This is a genomic window from Azorhizobium oxalatiphilum (assembly GCF_014635325.1).
In the GTDB taxonomy this organism is placed as follows: Bacteria; Pseudomonadota; Alphaproteobacteria; order Rhizobiales; family Xanthobacteraceae; genus Azorhizobium; species Azorhizobium oxalatiphilum.
The window spans coordinates 486,533-510,722 of sequence record NZ_BMCT01000004.1 but is presented as its reverse complement, the minus strand read 5'-3'; the positions used below and the strand labels follow the sequence as shown (position 1 = coordinate 510,722).

16 protein-coding genes and 1 pseudogene are annotated in these 24,190 nt (G+C 67.3%); 10 read left to right on the top strand and 7 right to left on the bottom strand.

Annotated features, from left to right (window positions below; genetic code table 11):
• The 4 genes from IEW24_RS16665 to IEW24_RS16650 form a co-directional block, all read left to right on the top strand.
• The coding region (locus IEW24_RS16665; protein WP_188580606.1) for a hypothetical protein at positions 1-673 on the top strand (673 nt) is incomplete at its 5' end.
• A 107-nt stretch (positions 674-780) separates the two neighbouring features.
• The gene (locus tag IEW24_RS16660; RefSeq protein ID WP_244644470.1) at positions 781-2,493 is read left to right on the top strand and encodes a type I secretion system permease/ATPase; all 1,713 of its coding nucleotides are present in this window, start codon (positions 781-783) and stop codon (positions 2,491-2,493) included.
• 12 nt (positions 2,494-2,505) lie between these two features.
• A complete protein-coding gene (locus IEW24_RS16655; protein ID WP_188580604.1) occupies positions 2,506-3,822 on the top strand; it encodes an HlyD family type I secretion periplasmic adaptor subunit in 1,317 nt (438 codons plus the stop codon).
• Between the two features lie 25 nt (positions 3,823-3,847).
• Positions 3,848-7,594 carry a beta strand repeat-containing protein gene (locus IEW24_RS16650; protein ID WP_188580603.1) on the top strand — a complete coding sequence of 1,249 codons (3,747 nt, stop codon included), beginning with the start codon at positions 3,848-3,850 and terminating at the stop codon, positions 7,592-7,594.
• Between the two features lie 225 nt (positions 7,595-7,819).
• Here the strand turns inward: IEW24_RS16650 and IEW24_RS16645 are convergent, their stop codons facing one another.
• From IEW24_RS16645 to IEW24_RS16635, 3 genes are all read right to left on the bottom strand, one after another.
• Entirely contained in the window at positions 7,820-8,326 is a 507-nt protein-coding gene (locus tag IEW24_RS16645; protein WP_188580601.1) for a MaoC family dehydratase, read from the bottom strand.
• 113 nt (positions 8,327-8,439) lie between these two features.
• On the bottom strand, positions 8,440-9,936 hold the full coding sequence (locus IEW24_RS16640; RefSeq protein ID WP_188580598.1) for a GGDEF domain-containing protein: 1,497 nt from the start codon (positions 9,934-9,936) through the stop codon (positions 8,440-8,442).
• A 494-nt stretch (positions 9,937-10,430) separates the two neighbouring features.
• Positions 10,431-10,775 (bottom strand): RidA family protein, encoded by a 345-nt coding sequence (locus IEW24_RS16635; RefSeq protein ID WP_188580596.1) that lies wholly within the window; start codon positions 10,773-10,775, stop codon positions 10,431-10,433.
• A gap of 257 nt (positions 10,776-11,032) precedes the next feature.
• On the opposite strand from IEW24_RS16635, the gene IEW24_RS16630 reads away from it, so the two are divergent.
• From IEW24_RS16630 to IEW24_RS16610, 5 genes are all read left to right on the top strand, one after another.
• Positions 11,033-11,800 carry an SDR family oxidoreductase gene (locus IEW24_RS16630; protein ID WP_188580594.1) on the top strand — a complete coding sequence of 256 codons (768 nt, stop codon included), beginning with the start codon at positions 11,033-11,035 and terminating at the stop codon, positions 11,798-11,800.
• Between the two features lie 116 nt (positions 11,801-11,916).
• Positions 11,917-12,903: a transporter substrate-binding domain-containing protein gene (locus tag IEW24_RS16625; RefSeq protein ID WP_244644469.1), complete on the top strand. Its 987-nt coding sequence runs from the start codon at positions 11,917-11,919 to the stop codon at positions 12,901-12,903.
• 412 nt (positions 12,904-13,315) lie between these two features.
• On the top strand, positions 13,316-14,974 hold the full coding sequence (locus tag IEW24_RS16620; RefSeq protein WP_188580592.1) for an OFA family MFS transporter: 1,659 nt from the start codon (positions 13,316-13,318) through the stop codon (positions 14,972-14,974).
• A gap of 119 nt (positions 14,975-15,093) precedes the next feature.
• Entirely contained in the window at positions 15,094-16,491 is a 1,398-nt protein-coding gene (locus IEW24_RS16615; protein ID WP_188580591.1) for a sigma-54-dependent transcriptional regulator, read from the top strand.
• Entirely contained in the window at positions 16,484-18,514 is a 2,031-nt protein-coding gene (locus IEW24_RS16610) for a sensor histidine kinase (RefSeq protein ID WP_188580589.1), read from the top strand. The genes IEW24_RS16615 and IEW24_RS16610 overlap by 8 nt, the downstream gene beginning before the upstream one ends.
• Positions 18,515-18,632: 118 nt before the next feature.
• Here the strand turns inward: IEW24_RS16610 and IEW24_RS16605 are convergent, their stop codons facing one another.
• The 4 genes and pseudogenes from IEW24_RS16605 to IEW24_RS16590 form a co-directional block, all read right to left on the bottom strand.
• Positions 18,633-19,190 carry a flavodoxin family protein gene (locus IEW24_RS16605; protein WP_188580587.1) on the bottom strand — a complete coding sequence of 186 codons (558 nt, stop codon included), beginning with the start codon at positions 19,188-19,190 and terminating at the stop codon, positions 18,633-18,635.
• A gap of 52 nt (positions 19,191-19,242) precedes the next feature.
• A complete protein-coding gene (locus IEW24_RS16600) occupies positions 19,243-20,157 on the bottom strand; it encodes an aldo/keto reductase (protein ID WP_188580585.1) in 915 nt (304 codons plus the stop codon).
• Between the two features lie 10 nt (positions 20,158-20,167).
• Entirely contained in the window at positions 20,168-20,479 is a 312-nt protein-coding gene (locus IEW24_RS16595) for a DUF1330 domain-containing protein (protein WP_188580582.1), read from the bottom strand.
• A 439-nt stretch (positions 20,480-20,918) separates the two neighbouring features.
• Positions 20,919-21,837 (bottom strand): annotated as a pseudogene (locus IEW24_RS16590) (LysR family transcriptional regulator).
• Between the two features lie 856 nt (positions 21,838-22,693).
• Between IEW24_RS16590 and IEW24_RS16585 the strand changes: the two are divergent.
• Positions 22,694-24,184 (top strand): glycerol-3-phosphate dehydrogenase, encoded by a 1,491-nt coding sequence (locus IEW24_RS16585; RefSeq protein WP_188580580.1) that lies wholly within the window; start codon positions 22,694-22,696, stop codon positions 24,182-24,184.
• The last annotated feature ends 6 nt before the right edge of the window (positions 24,185-24,190 follow it).

Below are 24,190 nucleotides of genomic sequence, written 5' to 3'. Positions count from 1 at the left end.
GGTCGGTGGTGATGATGGCCTGATCAGCACCGCCCCCACTGTTGGCCTCAGCGTCGAGGACGTGCTCGCCAGCCATTCCGGCACGGGCACCGACGCCAGCGGCTCCAGCGTCATCGGCGATCTGGATCTGGGCGTGGCCGCTCCCACCACCGTGGGCGGCGACCATGGCCTGATCACCACGGCCCCGGCCGTGGGCCTCAGCGTCGAGGATGTGCTGGCCAGCCACACCGGCACGGGTGCCGATGCGGCCAGCTCCAGCGTCCTCGGCAATCTCGACCTCGGCGTTGCCGCCCCCACCACCGTGGGCGGCGAGGATGCCCTGATCTCCACCGCCCCCGCGGTCGGCCTGCAGGTGGATGACCTGCTCGCCAGCCACACCGGCGGCACGGGCACCGGGACCGGCTCCAGCCTGCTGGACGGCCTCGGCGTCAGCCTCACCGCCCCGACGACGGTCGCCGGGGAAGACGGCCTGCTCCACATCACCCCGACGCTCACCGTTGGCGTCCCTGAACTTCTCGCCGGCCTGGGGGGCGAGGACGGCAGCGGGAGCGACCAGGCGAACAGCCTGACGCTCTCCCTGCCCATCGCCATCGGCACCGTGGGGCAGCCGGAGACTGATGACGGCGGCGGCAACAGCTGCGGCCTCACCAGCCTGCTGCACGGCATCGGCTGACACCGGAGCGGGCGGGGAGACATCCCCGCCCGCCACCACCGAAGACGCGTCCCGGCGGGGGGAGACCCGCCCAGTCCCTGCTACACCTCCTTGCGACGAGAACGACCATGGGCGCCCCGAACCAGGACCGCGACGAACTCACCTCCGCCCTTCAGCGGCTGTGGCCGCACTTCACCATGGCGGGGCTGTTCTCAAGTGCCATCAACCTGCTCTATCTGGCCTCCCCGCTCTACCTCATGCAGGTCTACAACCGGGTGCTGCTGAGCGAGAACGTCTCCACCCTGCTGTTGCTGACCCTGATCCTCGCCGCCGCCTTGCTCACCATGGCGGTGCTGGACACGATCCGCGCGCAGGTGCTGATCCGCTGCGGCGTGCGGCTGGACCAGATCATCGCGCCCCGCGTGTTCGAGGCGCTGATCGTCCGCTCATCCCGGCAGGGCTTCTCCAAGAGCGCCCACACCCTGCGCGAATTCGATGAATTCCGCACCTTCGCCACCGGCCCGGGCATCTATTTCGCCTTCGATCTGCCCTGGATCCCGCTTTATCTGATCCTGCTGTTCTTCATCCACCCGGTGCTGGGCGGGGTGGCCACCTTCGGCGCGGTGCTGCTGCTGGGCCTGGCCTTCCTCAACGAGGTGATGACCCGCCGCGCCCTGCGCGCCGCCGAGGAACAGGGCACCAAGTCCTTCGTCTTCGCCGAGAACATCCTGCGCCATTCGGACGTGGTGCTGGCCATGGGCATGCACGGGGCCGTGGAGCGCCACTGGCGCACCAACCGCGCCGGCATGCTGGCCGGGCAGGCCTATGCCTCGGACCGCAACTCGGTGGTGTCCTCCGCCATCCGCTTCGCCCGCCTGCTGCTGCAGTCGCTGATGCTGGGTGCCGGCGCGTGGCTGGCCATCGACCATGCCATCCAGCCCGCCACCATCTTCGCCGCCTCCATCGTCATGGGCCGCGCGCTGGTGCCGGTGGAGCAGGCGGTGGCGACCTGGAAGCAGTTCACCGTTGCCCGCGAAGCCTTCCGGCACGTGCGCCAGCTGCTGATCGAGGTGCCGGCCAAGCCCGAGCACACCGTGCTGCCCGAGGTGCGCACCGCGCTGACGGCGGATCACCTCACCTATCGCGTCACCGAGCGCCGCGACCCGATCATCAAGGACGTGGACTTCCGCATCGAGGAAGGCCAGGCGGTGGGCATCGTCGGCCCCTCGGGCTCGGGCAAGAGCACGCTGGCCCGCCTCATGGTCGGCGCCATCCCGCCGGATGAGGGCCACCTCAAGCTGGGCGAGCTGGAATACAGCCACTGGGAGCCGGACGCCTTCGGCCGCCGCATCGGCTACCTGCCGCAGGACGTGGGCCTGTTCGCCGGCACCGTGAAGGAGAACATCGCCCGCTTCGGCGAGGCCTCGATCGAGGAGATCGTGGACGCCTCCCGCATCGCTGGCATCCACGACATGATCCTGGCCCTGCCCCGCCAGTATGACACCGTGCTGGGACCGGGGGGCGTCGGCCTCTCCGGTGGCCAGCGCCAGCGCCTGGGCCTCGCCCGCGCGCTGCTCGGCAAGCCCTCGCTGCTGGTGCTGGACGAGCCCAACGCCAACCTCGACGTGGCCGGCGAGATCGGCCTGCGTGACGCGCTGAAGGACATGAAGGCGCGCGGCACCACCATCGTGGTCATCACCCACCGCACCAATCTGCTGGAGGTGGTGGACATGCTGATGTTCGTGCGGGCCGGCAAGCTCGAAAAGTTCGCCCCGCCGCAGGTGGTCTACGAACACATCCGCCAGACGGCGAATGCACTCGCCCCTGTGCGGGCAGCGTGAGGGGAGCGCCAGATGCGTGCCTTTTCCCATTCCAAAGCCGCCGCGCTGAAGAGCGTCTCGCGCTATGACAATCCGTTCGGGCCGGCCCGCGTCGGCCTGCTGGTGGTGGGCGGCTTCGTGGGCGCCTTCGTCGCCTGGGGCGTGCTCGCCCCGCTCTCCGGCGCCGCCGTCGCCGACGGCAGCCTGCAGGCGGAAGGCCGTCGCCGCACCGTGCAGCATCCCTATGGCGGGGTGGTGCAGAAACTGGAGGTGCGCGAGGGCGATCGCGTCACCGAGGGCCAGGTGCTCCTGACCCTCTCCGACACCGATCCGCGCGCCAAGCTCGACGTGCTCAAGGCCGAATGGAGTGCCCGCAAGGCGGAGGAAGCCCGCCTCATCTCCGAGCGCGACGGCGGCTCGCCGGACTTCGACCCCGCCATCAGCGGCCCGGCGGGTGCGCAGGCCATTTCCAACGAGATGGCCATCATGAAGGCGCGCTCGCGCCAGCACGAGACCTCGCTGGGCATGCTGAAGCAGAAGCGCGCCCAGCTCTCCGAGCAGATCCGCGGCACCAATTCGCAGATCGAGGGCCTCGACCGGCAGGCGGCGCTGCTGAAGGACGAGATGGACAGCATCCGCAAGCTGCTGGACAACGGCCTCGCCCCGCGCACCCGCATGCTCACCCTGGAGCGCGACCTCGCCCGCACCCAGGCCGACAAGGGCGCCAAGGTGGCCGATCTCGCCCGCATCCAGGAGCAGATCGGCGAGACTGAGCTGGAGATCACCCGGCAGGAGCGCACGCGCATCACCGAGATCACTGACCAGTTGCGCACCGCCCAGTCGCGGATCGCCGAGATCCAGCCCAAGCTCGATGCGGCGTCCGATGTTCTGGCCCGCACCCGCGTCACCGCCCCGGCGAGCGGCTCGGTGGTGAGCCTGGCGGTCTATACCGAGGGCGGCGTGATCCAGCCCGGCGCGAAGCTGCTGGACATCGTGCCCGATGGCAGCCCGCTCATCGTGGAAGCCCGCCTGCATCTGGCTGACGTGGGCGAGGTGAAGCCCGGCCAGACCGCCGACGTGCGCCTCACCGGCTTCACCCGCGCCGAGCGCCCGCAGATCACCGGCCAGGTGATGACCGTCTCCGCCGACAGCCTTCAGGATGAGCGCTCGGGCGGCGGCTACTACTCGATCCAGGTCAAGCTCAACGCCAACGATGTGAGCAAGGCCAAGGTCCGCCTGCACTCCGGCATGCCGGCGCAGGTGGTGATGGAAACGCGGCCCCGGACCATGGCCGATTATCTCGTCAGCCCGCTGGTGGACGAGGTGTCGGGCGCGTTCCGGGAACGGTGATGATGGGACGGAGGGAGTACGTGTCATGAAAGCGCCGAAGAAGAAACCAGTCGTAGTCCCTGGGGAAGAGGCCCAGCGCAGCAGCAAGGAGCGCATGGCGGCGGAGGCCGCGGCGCTATCCACCATCGCCAGCGCCCTTCTGCTGGCGACGGCGCTCACGCCCACCTCGGCAGCGCAGGCGGGCGCGCTCAAGTTCGCCGGCGATATGGGCGAGAGCGATGGCGGGCTCCAGAGCGCCCAGCTCGCGGATGATACCGGCGGCACAGGCGTACGCGCCCTCTCCGACGAGATGACCGCCGGCTCACTGAGCGACGGCGGCCCGGACGGCCTGTTCCAGGGCACGGGCGCGGTGGGCGATGCCAGCCGCATCGGCGACTACATCCAGCCCGCCGCCTATGACATGGCCATCGAGCGCGAGGGCGCGGTCATCCCCGTCTCCGCGGGCGGTGGCGGCGGACCGGGCAGCTTCTTCATGATGAGCACCACCTCGGGCGGCGGCGGCAGCAGCACGCTGGTGAACCCGCAGGTGGTCGCCCCTCCCGGCTCCACGGTCATCAGCAGCACCAGCGTCGGCGACACCATCACCAACGTGACCCACAACGTCACCAACGTGACCAACATCATCGATCATGGCGACACGATCACCATCATCAACAACACGGTCAACAACGTCACCAACACCGTGACCAACATCACGGAGACGGTGACGAATACCGTCACCAACATCACCAACGTGCTCGGCGACACCGTGGGCGACGTGATCGGGGACGTGACCACCATCGTCAACAACATCACCGGCTCGGTCGGCGATGTGATCGGCGACGTGACGACCATCATCAACAATGTCACGGGCTCGGTCGGGGACGTGGTTGGGGATGTGACCAACATCGTCAACAACACGGTCAACAACGTCACGGGTGCCGTGGGCGATGTGATCGGGGATGTGACCAATATCGTCAACAACACGGTCAACAACGTCACCGGTTCCGTGGGCGATGTGATCGGCGACGTGACCAATGTGGTCAACAACGTCACCAACGTCCTTGGTGACACGATCACCACCGTCGGCGACGTGATCGGCGATGTGACCAATGTGGTGAACAACGTCACCAACACCGTGGGCGACGTCACCCACACGGTCGGCGACGTGATCGGCGACGTGACCAACGTGGTCAACAACATCACCAACACCGTGGGCGACACCGTCACCAACGTCACCACGACGGTCGGCGATGTGCTGGAGACCGTGACCAACGTGGTGAACACCGTCACCAACACCGTGGGTGACGTGACCCACACGGTCGGCGATGTGCTGGGTGATGTGACCAATGTCGTCACCAACGTCACCAACACCGTGGGCGATACGGTGGGAGACGTGGTCCACACCGTCGGCGATGTGCTGGGCGATGTGACCAACGTCGTCACCAACGTCACCAACACCGTGGGCGACACGGTGGGTGGCGTGACCGATACGGTGGGCGACCTGCTGGGCACCGTCACCAACGTTGTCACCAATGTCACCGACACCGTGGGCGACACGGTCGGCGGCGTGACCAACACGGTTGGCGACCTGCTCGGCACCATCACCCATGTGGTCGAAACCGTCACCACTACGGCGACCGGCACTGTCGGTGACGTCCTGGGAGACGTCACCGACATTCTTGGCGGCACAGTCAACACCGTTACGCATGCCGTGGGCGATACAACGGAAGCGCTCACCGGCGTGATCGGTTCCATCCCGTCCGGACTTGGCGACGTCGTCACCGGCACGGTCGGCACGGTTCAGGACACGGTGGGCGACCTCGTCGGCGGCATCGGCAACCTGCCGAGCGACCCGGCCGGAGCGCTTGCAGGCATCGTCGGCGGCGTGGTCGGCGGTGTGCAGGACACGCTCGGCGGCATCATCGGCGGCATCGGTTCGCCGTCCGATCCCACCGGACCTCTGGCCGGCGTCATTGGCGGCGTGCAGGACACGGTCGGTGGCATCATCGGCGGCATCGGTACGCCGTGCGACCCGACTGGGCCTCTGGCCGGTGTCATCGGCGGCGTGCAGGACACGCTCGGCGGCGTCATCGGTGGCATCGGTTCGCCGTCCGACCCGACCGGACCTCTGGCCGGTGTCATCGGCGGCGTGCAGGACACGCTCGGCGGCATCATCGGCGGCATCGGCTCGCCGTCTGCTCCCACCGGGCCTCTGGCCGGCGTCATCGGCGGCGTGCAGGACACGGTCGGCGGCATCATCGGCGGCATCGGTTCGCCGTCCGACCCGACCGGGCCGTTGGCCGGCGTCATTGGCGGCGTGCAGGACACGGTCGGTGGCATCATCGGCGGCATCGGCTCGCCGTCTGACCCGACCGGACCTCTGGCCGGTGTCATCGGCGGCGTGCAGGACACGGTCGGCGGCATCATCGGCGGCATCGGCTCGCCGTCCGATCCCACCGGGCCGCTGGCGGGCGTCATCGGCGGCGTGCAGGACACGGTCGGTGGCATCATCGGCGGCATCGGTACGCCGTCCGATCCCACCGGGCCTCTGGCCGGCGTTATTAGCGGCGTGCAGGATACGCTCGGTGGCATCATCGGCGGCATCGGCTCGCCGTCCGATCCGACCGGACCTCTGGCCGGCGTCATTGGCGGCGTCCATGACACCGTCGCCGGTATCGTCGGCGGCATCGGCGCCCCCTCCGATCCGGATTGTGCGCTCGGCAATGTCGTCCAGACCGTCGTCGCCACCGCCGCTCCGGTGGTGGAAGGCGTCCATGACACCGTGGCCGGTGTCGTCGGCACTGCCGGCGATGCCCTGGCCGATCCCACCGGGACGCTCGGCGGCGCCCTCGGCACGGCCCACGATACCCTCGCGGGCATCGTCCAGACCGTGGTGAACACCGTCGAGCCGGTGGCCAGCGGCGTTCATGACGCCGTGGCCGACACCCTGGCCGGCGCCGCCGGCTCGGTGCAGGACACGGCCGGCGACATCATCCACGCCGTCAGCGAGGCGCCCTGCGATCTGCCCGGCGTGCTCGCCGGCATCATCGCGCCGGTGGTCGAGGCCGTGCATGACACCGTCGCCAGCGTGATCGGCACCGTGGAAGGCACCACCGCGACGCTCATCCAGACCGTCAGCGACGCCCCCTGCGATCTGCCGCAGACCCTCGCCGGCGTGGTGGGTGGCCTGCACGACACCATGGCCGGTGCCGTGGGCACCGCGGGCGATCTCGTCCACACGGCAGGCACCTCGCTCGCCGATGCCGGGCAGACGCTCTCCGCCATCGTGGTTCCGGTGGTGGCCGGTGCCCATGATGCGGTCGCCGATACAGTCGCCTCGGTGGCGGATACCGCCTCGTCTCTCGTCCACACCGTCACCGAGGCCCCCTGCGATCTGCCGCAGACCCTCGTGAGCGTGGTCGAACCGGTGGTGGAAACCGTCACCAACGTGCTCGGCAGCACCGTCAGCACGCTGACGGAGCTGGTGAGCGGCGGCTCCAGCCCCCTCGAACTCGATGGCGGCTCCTCGCCGCTGGCGGCCATCGCCTCCCTGCCGTCCAGCCTGCTGGGCGGCCCGGCCGAGCCGAGCGGTCTGCTGGAGAACCTGTTCAGCGACCATGGCGTACTGTCGCTGGGAGACAGCGGCATCACCTCGACGCCGGTGAGCACCGGCGGCCTCGATCTCGGGCCGCTGCACCTGGGCTTCCTCGGCACGTCCACGTCGTCCGGCGGGGACCATCACGATGCCAGCGTGGTCAGCTTCGGCTCCACCCTGCACGGCTTCTTCTGAAGCCTTCGGCCACCCGTCAGGCGCAAGGGCCTGACGGGTGGCCCCCACCGCTCATCCCTCACTTGCCCGATCGTTCAGCCCCATGCGGGGCACAACAGTTACCTCCGCCGCTCCCCCCCGGCGCAGGGGCGCGTCATGGCCGGATCCCGTTCGGCCATGACGCGTCGAGCGGGCCTTCGGCCATTACTCGTCGCGTGGGCCTTCGGCCATGGCTCCCCAACGCATTCAGCCGCTCCCCGCACCGTCCCGTGCGCCGTTGTCCCCCGTGCCCCCCGGCCGGCGCGGCACGATGAGCTTGGCGGTGAACACCAGCAGCAGCTCGCCCTTCTGGTTCCGGGTCTCGGTGCGCAGGCGCACCAGCCCGCGATCCGGCTTCGAGCGGAACGGCGTCACCTCCAGCACTTCGCTTTCCACGCTCAGCACGTCGTCCGGTCGCGTCGGCCGCGGCCACTCAACCTCCGCCCCTGCCCCGATCAGCCCGCCCGCCGGACGCACCGGCCCTTCCACCAGCAGGCGCATGGTCACGCCCAGCGTATTCCATCCGCTGGCGGCAAGGCCCTGGAACATGCTGTCCTGCGCCGCCTCTTCGTCCATGTGGAAGGGCTGGGGATCATATTGGGTGGCGTAGCGCTTGATCTCCTCGGCAGTCAGGCGCTGGCTGCCGCTGGCAAAGCGCTGCCCCACCGCGAAATCCTCCAGATGGCGCACCGCCGTGTCTGCTTTCTCCGCCATGCCACTGTCTCCGCCAGACCCAGCCCCCTTCCGGCACAGTGACATGGCCCATGCGCACCCGACAACGCACCGCCGGGGCAGGCGCCTGCCGCTCATACGCCTGCGGGAGAGGCTCAGCCCGTGGCCGCGGCGGCCAGCGCGCGGGTGCGGTTGCGGCCGTCCGCCTTGGCCAGATAGAGCGCCTGATCGGCCAGCCGGAACAGGTCGTTCAGCTGGGAACGGCCATTGGCCGCCATGGAGCAGATGCCGACGCTCACCGTCGCCCGCACCTGCCCGCCCGCCCCATCGGGACAACTGGCCCCGGCGATGGCGAGGCGGATCCTCTCGGCCACCGCCTGCGCATCCGCTTCGCCGGCAGCCGGCAGCAGCACCGCGAACTCCTCGCCGCCATAACGGGCCACCAGATCCGCCCCGCGCTGCACCGATGCCTGGATCGCGGTGCCGATGACCTTCAGCAGCGCATCGCCCACGCCGTGGCCGAACCGGTCGTTCACCGTCTTGAAGTGGTCCACGTCGATGACCAGCAGCGAGAGCCGCTCGCCGCCGCGCGCCGCCCGCAGCCATTCCTTGCCGAGCGCCTCCTCGAAATGCCGCCGGTTCGGCAGGCCGGTGAGGCTGTCGGTGGCGGCCAGCGTCGCCATCTCGCCCTTGATGCGGATCTCGCGGCGCAGCGCCGATTGCAGGGTCAGCGCCAGCGCAACCAGCAGGCCCGATATGGCGACACCCACCGCCATCATCAGCGTGGCTTGACGCCGCCAGTCCCGCAGCACCTCATCCACCGAGAAGCCCACCGACAGCACCAGTGGGAAATTGCCGACGCGGTCATAGACATAGTGGCGCTCCACGCCATCCACGGCGGCGGTGGCGCTGAAATACTCCACCGGCCCGGAGATCATGCGCCTGAAGCTCGGGCTGCCGGACAGATCGAGATCCACATTGCCCTTGCCGTCCGTGGACGGGAAACGCATGAGCATGCGCCCATCGGTGCGGATGAGGCTGATGATGGAGCCGCGCCCGAGATCGATATGGGCGAACATGTCCTGGAAGAAGGCCAGCCGGATCACGCCCAGCGCCACGCCGCCGAAGCCGCCGTCCGGCAGGGTGATGCGGCGGCTGAGGGCAATGGAGGGATCGCCGGCGCGCAGGCGGCTGGCGAACGGCCGGCTCAGGAAGGTGTGGCCCTGCCGGTCGATCTGGGCCTTGAAGTAGTCGCGGTCGGAAAGATTGGCCTGACGCGCCTGGAGGGCGCCGGAATCATAGACCACGTCGCCCGAGGGCGAGAGCACCAGCATGGAGCCGAGATATTCGGCATTGGCCGCCCGGTCGAACAGCAGCATGTTGCGCATCTGCGGGCTGAGACCCGAGAGATCGTGATGCTCCAGCGCGTCCTGCAGGCCCGAGAGGGACAGGTCCACCACCAGCAGATTGCGGTCGATATTGGCGCCGAGCGTGCGCTGCACGTTCTGCGCCGCCCTGACCGCGCGGGCCCAGCGCTCCTCGCGGATCTGCCAGAGCAGATAGGCCTCCACGCACAGCGAGAGCGTGACGCCGATCAGGACGGCCAGCAGGAAGCCCCGGCTCTTGGCCGCCTCCCGCATCATCGCCGGCATCCCGGTCTCCGGCCCAATCCCATGCGGTGCAACACAGCCTTCCCCACCGTCTGCAATCGGACAGACTAAACCACACTGCCCCCGCATCGCACCAGAGGCCGGGCGCGATCCGCCTGCCGCCGGACGCAGCCGATGGGCGGTGGGGCGGAACAGGCAGAGACGGATCGGGGAGAGGTTTTCCGCGCTAGAGCATGTCCGGCTTTGATTGCTCCGCAATCCAAGCCGCAAGACATTCTCTATCAAAGACTTGGAGTGTTTCTGTGTTTCCATGAAACACTGAAACGCTCTATGCGCGGGCGCTGGACGGAGGTCCGTGCCGGGGGGCGCTTTCAGGGGGCCCACAGATAGACTGAACAGTGGATCAGGAAACGGACGCGGCCGGGCCGGACGCAACCGCCCCGTGGTCCGAAGACCCTTCCCCGGCGCGGGGAAGGGCATGGTGCCGGGTGCGCGCAGCCTCTGCCGCGCGCACCGTCAGCTCCGGCGCCTGAAGCTCAGGGCTTGGCGGCGACGATGATGATCTCGACCTTGAACTGCGGAGCAGCCAGCTTGCCCTCGCTGGTGGCGCGGGCCGGCGGGTTGGACTTGTCCACCCAGGCATCCCATTCCTTGTTCATGGCGGCGAAGTCGTTGATGTCGGACAGCCAGATGGTCGCGGACAGGATGTTGGCCTTGCTCGAACCGGCACGCTCCAGCAGCGCGTCGATGGAGGCGAGCACGGCCTTCGTCTGGGCGCCGACATCCGGGCCTTCCTCGACCTGACCGGCGAGATAGATGGTGTTGCCGTGGATCACGGCCTCGCTCATGCGGGCACCCGGGTCGAGACGCACAATGCTCATGGTGGACTTCCTGTGATCGGCCCGCTCAGGCGAGCGGGAAACGGGACGATGCGGCGCTGCCGCACCGCGCATATAGCACGGACAGCGCCCGCGGCATCCCCGCCCGGCGCATTCCGGAGCCATTCCGATCCACCAGCCCGCCAGACCGTCGCCGGTCCACCGCCCCGCGTTGACTTGATGCCGGCCGCCGGGTGTGATGCCCGCCCCGCGTGCGCCGGCCCCAAGGCCGGCCAATCCCCACAGGATGGAGGAAAGCCATGTCGCTCAAGCTGTTCGATCTCTCGGGGCGGCGGGCACTCGTCACGGGTTCGAGCCAGGGCATCGGCCTTGCGCTGGCCACAGGCCTTGGCCGCGCGGGCGCCGAAGTGGTGCTCAACGGCCGCGACGGCGCGCGGGTGGCCGAGGCCGTGGAGGCGCTGAAGGCGGACGGCATCAGCGCCCACGCTTCCGCTTTCGACGTCACCGACCCCAAGGCGGTGCAGGCGGCGGTGGCGGCCATCGAGCAGGACATCGGCGCGCTGGACATCCTGGTCAACAATGCCGGCATCCAGCGCCGCATGCCGCTGGAGGATTTCCCCGTCGAGACCTGGCACGAGATCATGCGCTGCAATCTCGACAGCGTCTTCTATGTGGGGCAGGCGGTGGCCCGCCACATGATCCCGCGCGGGCACGGCAAGATCATCAACATCGCCAGCCTCCAGAGCGAGGCGGCCCGCTATTCGGTGGCCCCCTATGCCGCCTCCAAGGGGGCGGTGAAGAACCTCACCAAGGGCATGTGCACCGACTGGGCGCGGCACGGGTTGCAGATCAATGGCATCGGCCCCGGCTATTTCGAGACCCCGCTCAACCAGGCGCTGATCGACGATCCGAAGTTCGATGCCTGGCTGAAAGCCCGCACGCCCGCCGGCCGCTGGGGCAAGACGGAGGAGTTGCAGGGCGCCTGCATCTTCCTGGCCTCCCGCGCCTCTGACTTCGTAAACGGGCAGATCATCTATGTGGATGGCGGCGTACTTGCCACGCTATGATTTGCACTGCAAAAACATAGCAAGAAAATCACCCAAATTTGAGTAAATATCAAAGTAGACATCCCCTCCCCTACGGCGCACAGTACTGAAGACCGCAGGACCTTCGAGGGGGGAAGATGTCCAAGCTGGAACCGTGGCGCATCCGTGCAGCCAAGACGATGGCGGCTGCCCTGCGCCCGCCCCGTCTTTCCCTCCTTCCCCCAAGCCCCACCTCGCACACCCCGCCCGCCTCACACGCCCTGCCCGCCTCGCACGCCTTGCCCGGCCCCGCGCCTCCTGCCCCCTTTGCTGCGCTGCCACCAGCGCGCGCCCATGCACCGAGCCGCCGGGCGGTGCTTGCCGGCCTCGCGGGCGCGGGCCTTCTGGCCGGCACGATCGCGCCGGCCGGCGCCACCACGCTGAACGAACTGATCCAGCGCGGCGTGGTGCGCATCGGCGTCCTCATCGGCGCCCCGCCCTTCGGCATGGTGGACGAGCTGGGCAATCCCATCGGCTTCGATCACGACGTGGCCATGCGGCTGGCCAGATATCTCGGCGTGCGTGCGGATTACATTCCCCTCACCCCGCCCGCCCGCATCGCCGCCCTGCTGAGCGGGCGGGTGGACTTTCTCGTCGCCACCCTCAACCCCACGCCCGAGCGTGCCCGCAACGTGATGTTCACCAGTCCCTACAGCGGCTTCACCATGGTGGTCGTCACCACAGGCCGGCCGGTGACACGCCTCGACGATCTGGCCGGCCAGCGCGTGGGGACAACGCGGGGCACACCGCAGGAGGCCGCGCTGCGGCGCTTCGGCGGCAACCTCCAGATCGTGCTGTTCGAGGATGATCTGAGCGTGGCCGATGCGCTTGCGGCAGGGCAGATTTCCGCCGCCGCCTTGCCGGACACGCTGGTGCAGCATCTGGCCCGGAAGACGCGCGGGCAGCAGCTGAGCATCGGCTTCGCGCTCTATGCGCAGGCCAATTCCATGGCCGTGCGTGCCGGCGACTTCGAAATCCTGCACTGGCTCAACAACGCCATCTACGCCATGAAGGCCAGCGGCGAGCTGGAAGACATGTACCGCAAGTGGACCGACACCCGCCTGCCGCCGCTCACCACCTTCTGAAAGCCGGTCTGGCCTCTCGCCGGTTGCGTCTTTCCCCTTCCCCCTTCCCCCTCCCCCCGCAAGCGGGAGAGGCAGCCGGTCACGCTTGCCACCGCGCGCCGTCGGATCGTCCTGAATTGACCAGATGATCATCCCGCATGGAGCGCTGTGCGGGCGCCCCCCCGTATGCCTGATCCGCCCGCCTTCTCCCCGTGGCCGCGCCATCACCTCCCGGCCCCGCCACACGGACAAACTGTCCAGCCCCGGCGGAGCCATCCCCAGAAAAGTGGACATTTTGTCTGTCCGGACCAGCCCCCGGCACCGCGCAAACCTTGATGCGCAAAGGCTTCGGCCCATGGCCCCCTCCTTGCTTAAGGCCAATTGCCCGCGCCGTGCGCAGAGGCCAAAGAGAAAGCATTGCTAGGGAGACATCATGTCCATCGCAGCCTACCAGCCGTCAGCGGCGCCGTTCCTGAGCCGGGAGCGCACCATCGCCGGCGCGCACTTCAATCGCTGGCTCGTTCCCCCTGCCGCCCTCGCCATCCATCTGTGCATCGGCATGGCCTATGGCTTCAGCGTGTTCTGGCTGCCGCTGTCGCGCGCCGTGGGCATCAATCAGTCCATCGCCTGCCCGGCGGACATGGGCTTCCTCGCCCGCGTCGTCGCCACCACCTGCGACTGGCAGATCAGCATGCTGGGCTGGACCTACACGCTGTTCTTCGTGCTGCTCGGCTGCTCTGCGGCCCTCTTCGGCGGCTGGCTGGAGCATGCCGGCCCGCGCAAGGCGGGCCTCGTCTCGGCCTTCTGCTGGTGCGGCGGCCTCGTGATTTCCGCCACCGGCATCCATCTGCACCAGATCTGGATGCTGTGGCTCGGCTCCGGCGTGCTGGGCGGCATCGGGCTCGGCCTCGGCTACATCTCCCCGGTCTCCACCCTCATCAAATGGTTCCCGGATCGCCGGGGCATGGCCACCGGCATGGCGATCATGGGCTTCGGCGGCGGCGCGATGATCGGCGCCCCTCTCGCCGACATCCTCATGCGCACCTTCGCGACCCCCACCTCGGTCGGCGTCTGGCAGACCTTCCTGGTACTGGCCGCCATCTATTTCGTGTTCATGGTCTGCGGCGCGCTGGGCTATCGCGTGCCCGCCGAGGGCTGGAAGCCCGCCGGCTGGAGCGGCGTCTCCATCTCCACCCGCAAGCTGGTGAGCAAGCACGACGTGAGCCTTGAGGCCGCGTGGCGCACCCCGCAGTTCTGGCTGCTCTGGGCGGCGCTGTGCCTCAACGTCTCGGCGGGCATCGGCGTGCTCGGCATGGCCTCGCCCATGTTGCAGGAAGTGTTCGGCGGCCGCCTCATCGGCCTCAACCTGCCGTTCAACGAACTGAGCACCGCTCAGAAGGCGCAGATCGCGGCCATCGCCGCCGGCTTCACCGGCCTGCTGAGCCTGTGCAACATCGGCGGCCGGCTGGCCTGGGCCACCTTCTCCGACCGCATCGGCCGCAAGGCCACCTTCTTCACCTTCTTCATCCTCGGCCTTGCACTCTATGCCCTCGTGCCGTGGTCCGCGACGCTGGGCGGCACGGTGCTGTTCGTGCTCATCCTGTGCGTGGTCGTGTCCATGTATGGCGGCGGCTTCGCCACCATCCCGGCCTATCTGGCGGACCTGTTCGGCACCCGCATGGTGGGCGCCATCCACGGCCGCATCCTCACCGCCTGGTCGGCGGCGGGTATCCTCGGCCCGGTGCTGATCAACTATCTGCGGGAATACCAGATCGCCTCCGGCATCCCGCTGTCGCAGGCCTATAACCAGACCATGTACATCCTCGCCGGCCTGCTGGCGCTGGGGGTCGTCTGCAACCTGCTGGTGAAGCCGGTGGCCGCACGCCACTACATGAAGCACAAGCCGGCCCCGACACCGGCCGCCGCCCCTGCGCCGCGTGCCGCGACGCTCGGCGACACGCCGGTCTCCGCTCCCGCCGTGACTGCCGACGGCTTCGGCCTTCTGGCCCTGCTCGCCTGGGCCGCCGTGGGCCTGCCGCTGGCCTGGAGCATGTGGATCACCTTCCAGAAGGCGCTGATCCTGCTGCATTGACCGCACCGGGGACGGGTTGACGCACCCGTCCCCGATTTCCCGCCGGCGCGGATTTGGCTTAACGTTCCGCGCAAGGTTGGGTCCGGCAAACGGGCCTTCAGGAAACGCCGGATCGCCATATGCCAGGATTGGGGGGCACGCCCCGGGCCACGACGCCCGGAGATGTGGGCCGTGACAGTGAGTTGCTCGCCAGCGCATCCATCCTCGTGGTGGACGATGAGGCCGGCATGCGCAATTTCATGTGCCGCCTGCTCGCGCCCCGCTGCAAGCGCGTGGCCGAGGCCGAGTCTGCGGAAGCCGCCGCACGGCTGCTCGAAGCCGAGCCGTTCGACATGCTGCTGCTCGACAACATCATGGAAGGCCGGCACGGCCTTTTATGGCTTCAGGATCTGCGGGCCTCCGGCTATTTCGGCGAGGTCATCCTCATTTCCGCCTTCGCCGATCTCGACACCGTCATCCAGGCCATGCGCGAGGGGGCGGCGGACTTCATCCTGAAGCCGTTCCGGGCCAACCAGATCCTCAATGCCATCACCCGCTGCCTCGACCGGGCGCACCTGCGGCGCGAGAACTTCCTCCTGAAGCGCCAGCTCCACAGCCTGCCGGCGCGGGACGGCGGCGTGCCGGACCTGCTGGTGGGCCAGTCGCCGGCGCTCGCCGTCGTTCGCGACATGGTGGAGCGGCTCGCGCCCTTGCCCACCACCGTGCTGCTCACGGGCGAGTCCGGCACCGGCAAGGAAGTCACCGCCCGCGCCCTTCACCAGCGCTCGCCGCGCGCGGACAAGCCGTTCGTGCCGGTCAATTGCGCGGCCATTCCCGCCGAGATGATCGAGAGCGAGCTGTTCGGCCATCTCAAGGGCGCCTTCACGGGGGCTGCCTCCTCGCGGGAGGGCCTGTTCTTCTACGCCCAGGGCGGCACGCTGTTCCTCGACGAGGTGGCCGAACTGCCCCTGCCGTTGCAGGCCAAGCTGCTGCGGGTGCTGGAGGACAAGAGGGTGCGGCCGGTGGGCAGCGAGCGGGAGCTGCCCGTGGACGTGCGCATCATCGCCGCAACCAATGTGGATCTCGAACAGGCGGCAGCCAGCGGGCAGATGCGGCGCGACCTGTTCTATCGGCTCAACGTGGTGAACATCCACCTGCCCCCCCTGCGGGAGCGGCCGGAGGATGTGGCGCCGCTGGCGCGCCAGTTCATCGCCGAGATCTCGCACCAGTTCGGCGTGCCGCCCATGGACCTCGATCCCGCGCGCATCGCCGAGCTGGAGGGCTATGAATGGCCCGGCAACATCCGCGAGCTGCGCAACCTGATCGAGCGCACCATCATCCTCGGCGACAGGCCCCGCGCCTCGACGTCCGCGCCCGTCGCGTCCGCCGACCCTGCCAGCCAGACGCTGGAGGCGGTGGAGCGTGCGCACATGCTCAATGTGCTGGAGAGCGTCGGGGGCAACCGCGCCGAGGCCGCACGGCGCCTCGGCGTGTCGCGCAAGACCCTCGACCGCAAGTGCGCGGCCTGGAATGTCTGACGCCGCAGCCCCTGCCCCGCATCGACGCTGGCGGCATTCGGTCCGCTACCGGCTGCTCGCCATCGCCCTGCTGCCCACCGCCATCATCCTGCCCGCGCTCCTCATCCTCGCGGTGATCTGGTGGAGCGCCATGTTCGACCGGCTGCTGACCGCCAAGGTCAGCGGCGACCTGACCATCGCCCGCCAGTATCTCAACCGGCTGATGGAGCACTCCGGCGAGGCGCTGCATGCGGTGGGCGACAGCGCCGCCTTCGCCGACCTGCTCAGGGCAGACCGCCCGGCCGAGATCGGCACCTTTCTGGCCCGGCGCCGCGAGAGCCTCGCGCTGGATTATCTCTATGTGATCGATGCCGACGGCCACGTGCTGGCGGCGGCGCCTCCCCGGCAGGGCGCCATGGACTGGCGGAAATGGCCGGTGATCGCGAAAGCCATGGACGGCACATCGGACACCGGCATCGACGTGCTGGATGCCGCCGAACTCGCGCATCTGTCCGGCGCGCTCGCATCGCAGGCCGTCGTGCCCCTCATCGAGACCCCGGGCGTGGCGCCGGCCGCGCGCAGCGCCGAGGACCGGGGCATGGTCATCCAGTCCGCCGTCCCGGTGCGCATGCCCGATGGCAGCCGGGGCGCGCTGGTGGGCGGCACGCTGCTCAACCACAACCTCGCCTTCATCGACACCATCAACGACCTCGTCTATCAGGCCTCCAGCCTGCCGGCGGGCAGCTCCGGCACGGCCACGCTGTTCCTTGATGACGTGCGGATCAGCACCAACGTGCGACTGTTCGCGGGCGACCGGGCGCTGGGCACGCGCGTGTCCGAGGCGGTGCGCCATTCGGTGCTGGAGGAAGGCCGGGTGTGGCTCGACCGCGCCTTCGTGGTGGACGACTGGTACATCTCCGCCTACGAGCCGATCCTCGACAGCCATGGCCGCCGCATCGGCATGCTCTATGTCGGCTTTCTCGACCGGCCGTTCCAGAACGCCAAGCTCGGCATGCTGGCGGCCATCGTCATCCCCTTCGCGCTGGTGCTGCTCGCCGCTCTGCCGTTCCTGCTGCGCTGGGCGGGCGGCATCTTCCGGCCGCTGGAGCAGATGGACGGCACCATCTCGCGGGTGGAGGCCGGCGAACTCGGCGCGCGCACCGGCCCCGTGGGCTCGGCCGACGAGATCGGCCGGCTGGCCCACCATCTCGACCATCTGCTCGACCGCATCGAGGCCCGCGACCGGGAGCTGCGCGACTGGGCCAACGAACTCGACATCAGGGTCGCCGAGCGCACCAGCGAACTTGCCGCCGCCAACCAGCGGCTGGAGGAGACGCAGGCGCAGCTGGTCATGTCGGAGAAGCTCGCCGCCATCGGCGAGATCACGGCCGGTGTTGCGCATGAGATCAACAATCCCATCGCTGTGATCCAGGGCAATCTCGATGTGGCCCGCGATGTGCTGGGCGCGCAGGCCGAGCCGGTGAAGACCGAATTCCGGCTGATCGACGAGCAAGTGCACCGCATCACCTTGCTGGTGGACAAGCTGCTCCAGTTCGCCCGCCCCTATGACGAGATGACGGAAGACGGCCCGCTGGCGCCGGCTGATGTGATCTCCGACTGCCTGCTGTTCGTCCGCCATCTGCTGGACCGCGCCGACATCATTGTGGTGCGCAGCGACACCGCGAACGCGCAGGTCCAGTTCAACCGCGCCGAACTCCAGCAGGTGATCGTCAACCTTCTGGTCAACGCCCTCCACGCCATGCCGGACGGCGGCACGCTGACCATCACCAGCCGGGATGCCGCGCATCAGGAGCGCAGCGGCGTGCGCATCGCCGTGACCGATACCGGCATCGGCATTCCGCCCGCCCATCGCGAGCGCATCTTCGACGCCTTCTTCACCACCAAGGCCAGCAAGGGCAGCGGGCTCGGCCTCTCCATCAGCTACGCTCTGGTCATGCGCCATGACGGCCAGATGGACGTGGAGAGCGAGGAAGGCATGGGAGCGACCTTCTCGATCTGGCTGCCGGCGTCCACCCAGGCCTGACGTCGGGCACCTGCTCCGACTTGCCCCACCGCTCCGCTTCGACGAGGGGTCCAGCGGCCCGGAACGCACCATCACCGCAGCAGTAAGGCCGGCAGTAAAGCCGGCCTTACGATTTCACTCACGCCGCCGTGCGGCTCAATCGCTGTGCGAGTTCCGCAACCCGCTGGCCAAGATGGGCAGCGGTTTCGAGGTCACTCTTGATGGGCGAGAGTTCGGCAGATTCATCATTCGACTGAGCCATCGCGCCGAGCCAACCGCCGACGCGATTGTTGTCCTCGGCCGATTTGCCCGCGAAGAGATCGAGGCCGACCCAAAGCATACCGTGCTGTGCCGCAAACAAGGCCATCGTCATCAGCGAGTTGAGCTTATCGCCGTGCATTGCGCCGGAATTGGTGAAGCCCGCTGCGATCTTGTTGCGCCACTTCATCGGGATCCAGGCAGGACGCGTCGCGTCCTCCATGAACTTTTTGAGGCGTGCGGAGATGGAGCTGTTGTAGGTCGGCGACCCGAAGATGATGGCATCGCAGGCCTCCAGGGTCTCCCATGGCGCCGGATTGTCGGCCACGGGGATCAGCACCGCCTTTGCGCCGCCGACGCGCTCGACCCCTTCAGCCACGGCCTGCGCCTGCTTGGCGGTGTGGCCATAGCCGCTGTCATACACGATCGCGATCTGCATCTTGCAGACTCCTTCAAGTTGTATAGGTAAGTGGATTAAGATGATCGAGTGATCAGCTCACTTTTGTCGGATCACCCATGGACCAGGCGATCCCGCCACCGCGGTCCATCAGCGCGATAGCCTCCAGATCGGGGGCTTCGATCGTGAAGCCATCGAGATCGATATTCTGCCGCATCCGCTCCGGATTCAGGCTTTTGGGGAGCACGGCATAGCCGTTCTGCACCCCCCACTTCAGCAGAAGCTGAGCCTCGGTGACGCCATACCTGGCCGCAATTCCGGCAAGGAAGCCGCTGTCCGCATCCGGGCTCTGCGGCTTGGCGCTATCCTGCCTCGGCGCAGCACGCCAGGTCGAAAGCGGCGCAAGGCTGCTGTAGGCGATCGGCGCGATGCTCCTTTGCCTCATGTACGCAACAAGCGCCGGCTTCTGCGACCAAGGATGCAGTTCGATCTGATTGGCTTCGGGCATCGGAAGTCCGGCCGCGTCGATCTCATCCAGATGCTTGGCGCTATAATTGCTGACGCCGATGCCCCGCGCTTTCCCGGCCCGCTTCAATTCGAGAAGCGCACGCCACTGATTGACCCGCTGCTGTCCGCCATGAGGCGAATGGATCAGGTACAGATCGACATGATCGAGGCCGAGCCGCTTCAGGCTGGCTTCGCAGCTCATCATCGTCTGTTCGCCGGTCTTGGGAACCTCGCCCCATTCCGACGCGCCGGGCCAGAGCTTCGTGGTCACGAAGATATCGTTGCGGGACAATCCGTTGTCTCGAAGGCCGACACGGATACCTTCGCCGACCCCCTCTTCATTCTGATAGACCTCGGCCGTATCGATATGGCGATAACCCACACCGATTGCGGCGCGAACCGCCTCAGAGACATCACCTTCGCCGATCAGGTAGGTGCCGAACCCAACGGCAGGTACCCGCGTGTCGGCATTGATCGAAAACGTCGCGCGTAGAATGCTCACGGCTTCCCCCTCACGCCAGAGCCACGGGCACAGCTGTCAGTGCGAGGAAGCCGCCTTCGGTCGCCTGGATCCGAAGCTCCTTCACGGGCGCGTATTCCGGCGAATTGTAAAAGGAGGTCGCCCTTTCCAGGGTTGGAAACGCGATGATGACGAACACCGCCTCGGCCCTGCCTTCAACGGGCGAAAAGCTCTTGTCCGACAGCATCATGCTGCCGCCGTACTGCTCGACCAGAGGCTGGGCCTGCCTGCTGTATTCAGCCAGCAGGGCGGGATCCGTGACGGTGAAGTTGCCTATCAGATAGCCGGGATGCGTGAGTGGCATGAGCCTCTTCTCTTCGAACGCATCGCTTCACCCGAGAGACCGGAAGGGCGGTGGACAGCTCGCCGCCGGCCATCCCGCCTGCCGATGATGCGATTGCAGAACCAGGCGCTCTAATAGCCGATCCGCATCCCGCCATTGCGGATACGTCGTCCCCCATTTGTCGCGCGCTTTTCTCCACCCGAACTCTTCGGAGAATGGTCGAAAGGACCTGCGCCTCCACCGGGACCTTCCGGCCACACCCATGCGAACGCACGCCGTGTGAACTGGCTCGGATGCTTCGATGAAATTCAGAAGCTGGCTGTTGGATCAGAATCCAGCCGGGCTGCCTCTGCCCACCGCTGATCTATTGATCATGATATGGACCGCCGAAGGGAAGTACACAAAAGCAGGCAGTCTCCGGCGCGGCAGGAGGCTTCAGCTTATGGCCGGCGGCCTGCGCTCAGATTTCGGCAACCCACCGGAGGCCGTCGACGAGCGCGTCGATCGCGACCCGCAGCTTCATCGGTACCGCTTCGGCCGCCGGCCAGACCACATAGGTATCGAACAACGGCCAGACGACATCCTGAAGCACCGGAACCAGCCGCTGCGAGGCCAGCTCTTCCCTGACGAGCCAGCTTGGAAGGCAAGCAAAGCCCATCCCTCTTACCGCAGCATCCCTGATCGCCTCATGATTATCGAACTGTAAGCGCCAGCTCAGCGGCGCTTCGGAGAGGCGCCCATCCGGCTCCTTATAGGTCCAAGGATACGGCTGGTTCTTTTGCCAGTAGACCAGTGCATCGAACTCTGACAGCTCGCTGACCGCCTTGGGCGCTCCATGTTGGTCCAGGTAGGACGGAGCGGCACAAACGATCTTGCGCTGACTGACGATCTTCCGCGCCTGGAGGGTTTCTGATTTTGCCCGGGTGATGGTTGCGGATTGCGAGATCGAAGCCCTCGGCAACCACATCGACCATCTGATCGCTGAAGCGCAGATCGAGCTCAAGCTTGGGAAAGTGGACGGCCAGCTCCAGCAACACCGGCACCGCGCAATGACGACCGAACAGTGTGGGCATCGTGACGCGCAACCGCCCGGCCACTTCGCTCCGCCCGGACTCGAGTTGAGCCGCACCTGCCCGCAGTTCGGCGACCGCACGCAGGCAGCGCTCATGGTAAATCAACCCGTCCTCGGTGAGGCTCAACCTGCGCGTCGTGCGGTGGAAGAGCCGGACGCCCAGCCGCATCTCCATGCGCGCGATGGTCTTACCGACCGCCGACCGCGTCAGCGCCAAACGTTCCGCCGCCCGCGCGAAGCTTCCCGCCTCCGCGACTTCGACGAACACCGCAACGCCGTCGAGATTGTCTCTTACGCTTTTGCTCACTGTAGATCCTTCGGATACGCAGAGGGGCAAAATTGTCCGATAAATCTGGCCGCCCCATCTTCTGAATCATTCGATCTCGCCATCAAGCACATGATGGAAACCACTGCGACATGTACAATGAGCCCCTTGGATGCTGTCGGCTGGCATGACGACGTTCAGGAGATCTGAATACACCGCCGTATCCTGACCTGGGCAGCCCTCACCTGCGACTGGGAGTCCCGAACGCTCGATCGTAGAGGCGAGACGGCAACGTCTTACGCGCGTGCAACGCGTGACCTGTGCCACAACCCATGCTGAACACTCCCAAGCTCAGGGCATGAGCGCTCGCCGCAAGCCCCCCCCCTAGCGTTGCGTGGTGGCTCGTGGGTTCATTCAGCCTGACGCACGCTGAGCAGAACCCTTGAGTCAATCGAGCAGCCTGTGGCGGGGAATGAGGACGACTATGGGTGAATCCACCCCCTCCCCTTCCGCGTCGATGAGAGATCCAGCGGCCCGAAACGCACCCGCATTGTGCCATTGCGCACCATGGACCGGACGGCAGATGTGCCTTGCCGCTTTCGGTCGCGAAAAGCTCAAGCATTTCAGCGCGGCTGTTCCGTACAAACCGTGGCCGAAGGCGTGCCATCCGGCACTGTCCCTGTGCCAATGTCCGATCTCACCACCGCAGAATACCGCGTCCATGGGGCACGCCCATTGCCTTGCTCGACATGGAGTCAACACCGGGACACCACCCCGGCGCGCCTTAGAACATTTCTTGCGATTTTCGTTTTAGTCGCACTATGAAAGCCGAACGAAACGTGATTACCTTCCCGGCAAATGACTGCTCAAAAGGGCAGCAGCTCAATGGGGAGAGGCCTTGCAAAGCCCTTTCGACATTCTGGTGGTTGGTGGCGGCATCAATGGCGCGGGCATTGCCCGTGACGCCGTGGGCCGTGGCCTGTCGGTGCTGCTGGTGGAGCAGGACGACCTTGCCGCCCATACATCCTCCTGGTCCACCAAGCTGATCCACGGCGGTCTGCGCTATCTCGAATATTACGAATTTCGTCTTGTTCGAGAAGCACTTCTGGAGCGTGAGCGGCTGCTGGAGATGGCCCCGCACATCATCCGCCCGCTGCGCTTCGTGCTGCCGCACGACGTCTCCGTCCGCCCCGCCTGGCTGGTGCGGCTCGGCCTGTTCTTCTACGACCACCTGGCCTCCCGCAAGCGCCTGCCCGGCTGCGAGCGGGTGAACCTGGCCAAGGACAAGCGCGGCGCGCCCCTGAAGCCCATCACCAAGGTGGGCTTCGAATATTCCGACTGCGCGGTCGACGACAGCCGCCTCGTGGTGCTCAACGCCCTGGACGCCAAGGAACGCGGCGCCGACATCGAGGTCGGCACCCGGCTCGAAAGCGCCCGCCGCGAGGGCGATCTGTGGGTCGCCACGCTGGTGGATGCGGGCGGCGAGCGGCGCGAAGTGAAAACGCGCATCCTCGTCAATGCCGCCGGCCCCTGGGTGGCGGATGTGCTGAACCATCGCCTCAGCCTCAACACCAGCAAGGGCGTGCGCCTCGTCAAGGGCAGCCACATCGTGGTGCCGCGCCTTTATCCGGGCACGCAGGCCTATATCCTGCAAAACCCCGACAAACGCATCGTCTTTGCCATTCCCTATCAGGATGATCTCACCCTGATCGGCACCACGGACGTGCCCTATACCGGCGCGCCGCAGGACGTTTCCATCTCGGATGACGAGACGGATTATCTGATTTCCTCGATCAACCACTGGTTCCAGCGGGAGATCTCGAAAGACGATATCGTCTGGGACTATTCCGGCGTGCGGCCTTTGTTCGACGACGGCTCCATCAACGCTTCGGCCGTGACCCGCGACTATGTCTTCGACATCGACGCCCCCAAGGGTCAGGCGCCGCTGCTTTCGGTTTTCGGCGGCAAGCTGACCACCTATCGCAAGCTCGCCGAGCATGTGATGCGCGACCTCGCGCCCCATCTGCCCCGCCTCGCCCCCGCCTGGACCGCCGATGCCCCCCTGCCCGGCGGCGACATCGCCGATGGCGACGTGGCGGCCTATGCGGACAAGCTGTTGAAGGACAAGCCCTTCATCGGCCGCGACCGGGCCTTGCGGCTCGCCCGCACCTACGGCACCCGCGCCGAAATGATCGTCGGCACCGCCACCAAGGTGGAGGATCTCGGCCGCGATTTCGGCGCAGGCCTCACGGCGGCGGAGCTGACCTATCTGAAGATCGAGGAATGGGCGCGCACCGGACGGGACGTCCTGTGGCGGCGCACCAAGCTCGGCCTGAAGCTGCCGAAAGAGGCGGAGCAGGAGATCGACGCCTTCCTGAAGGGTGCCTGACACCCG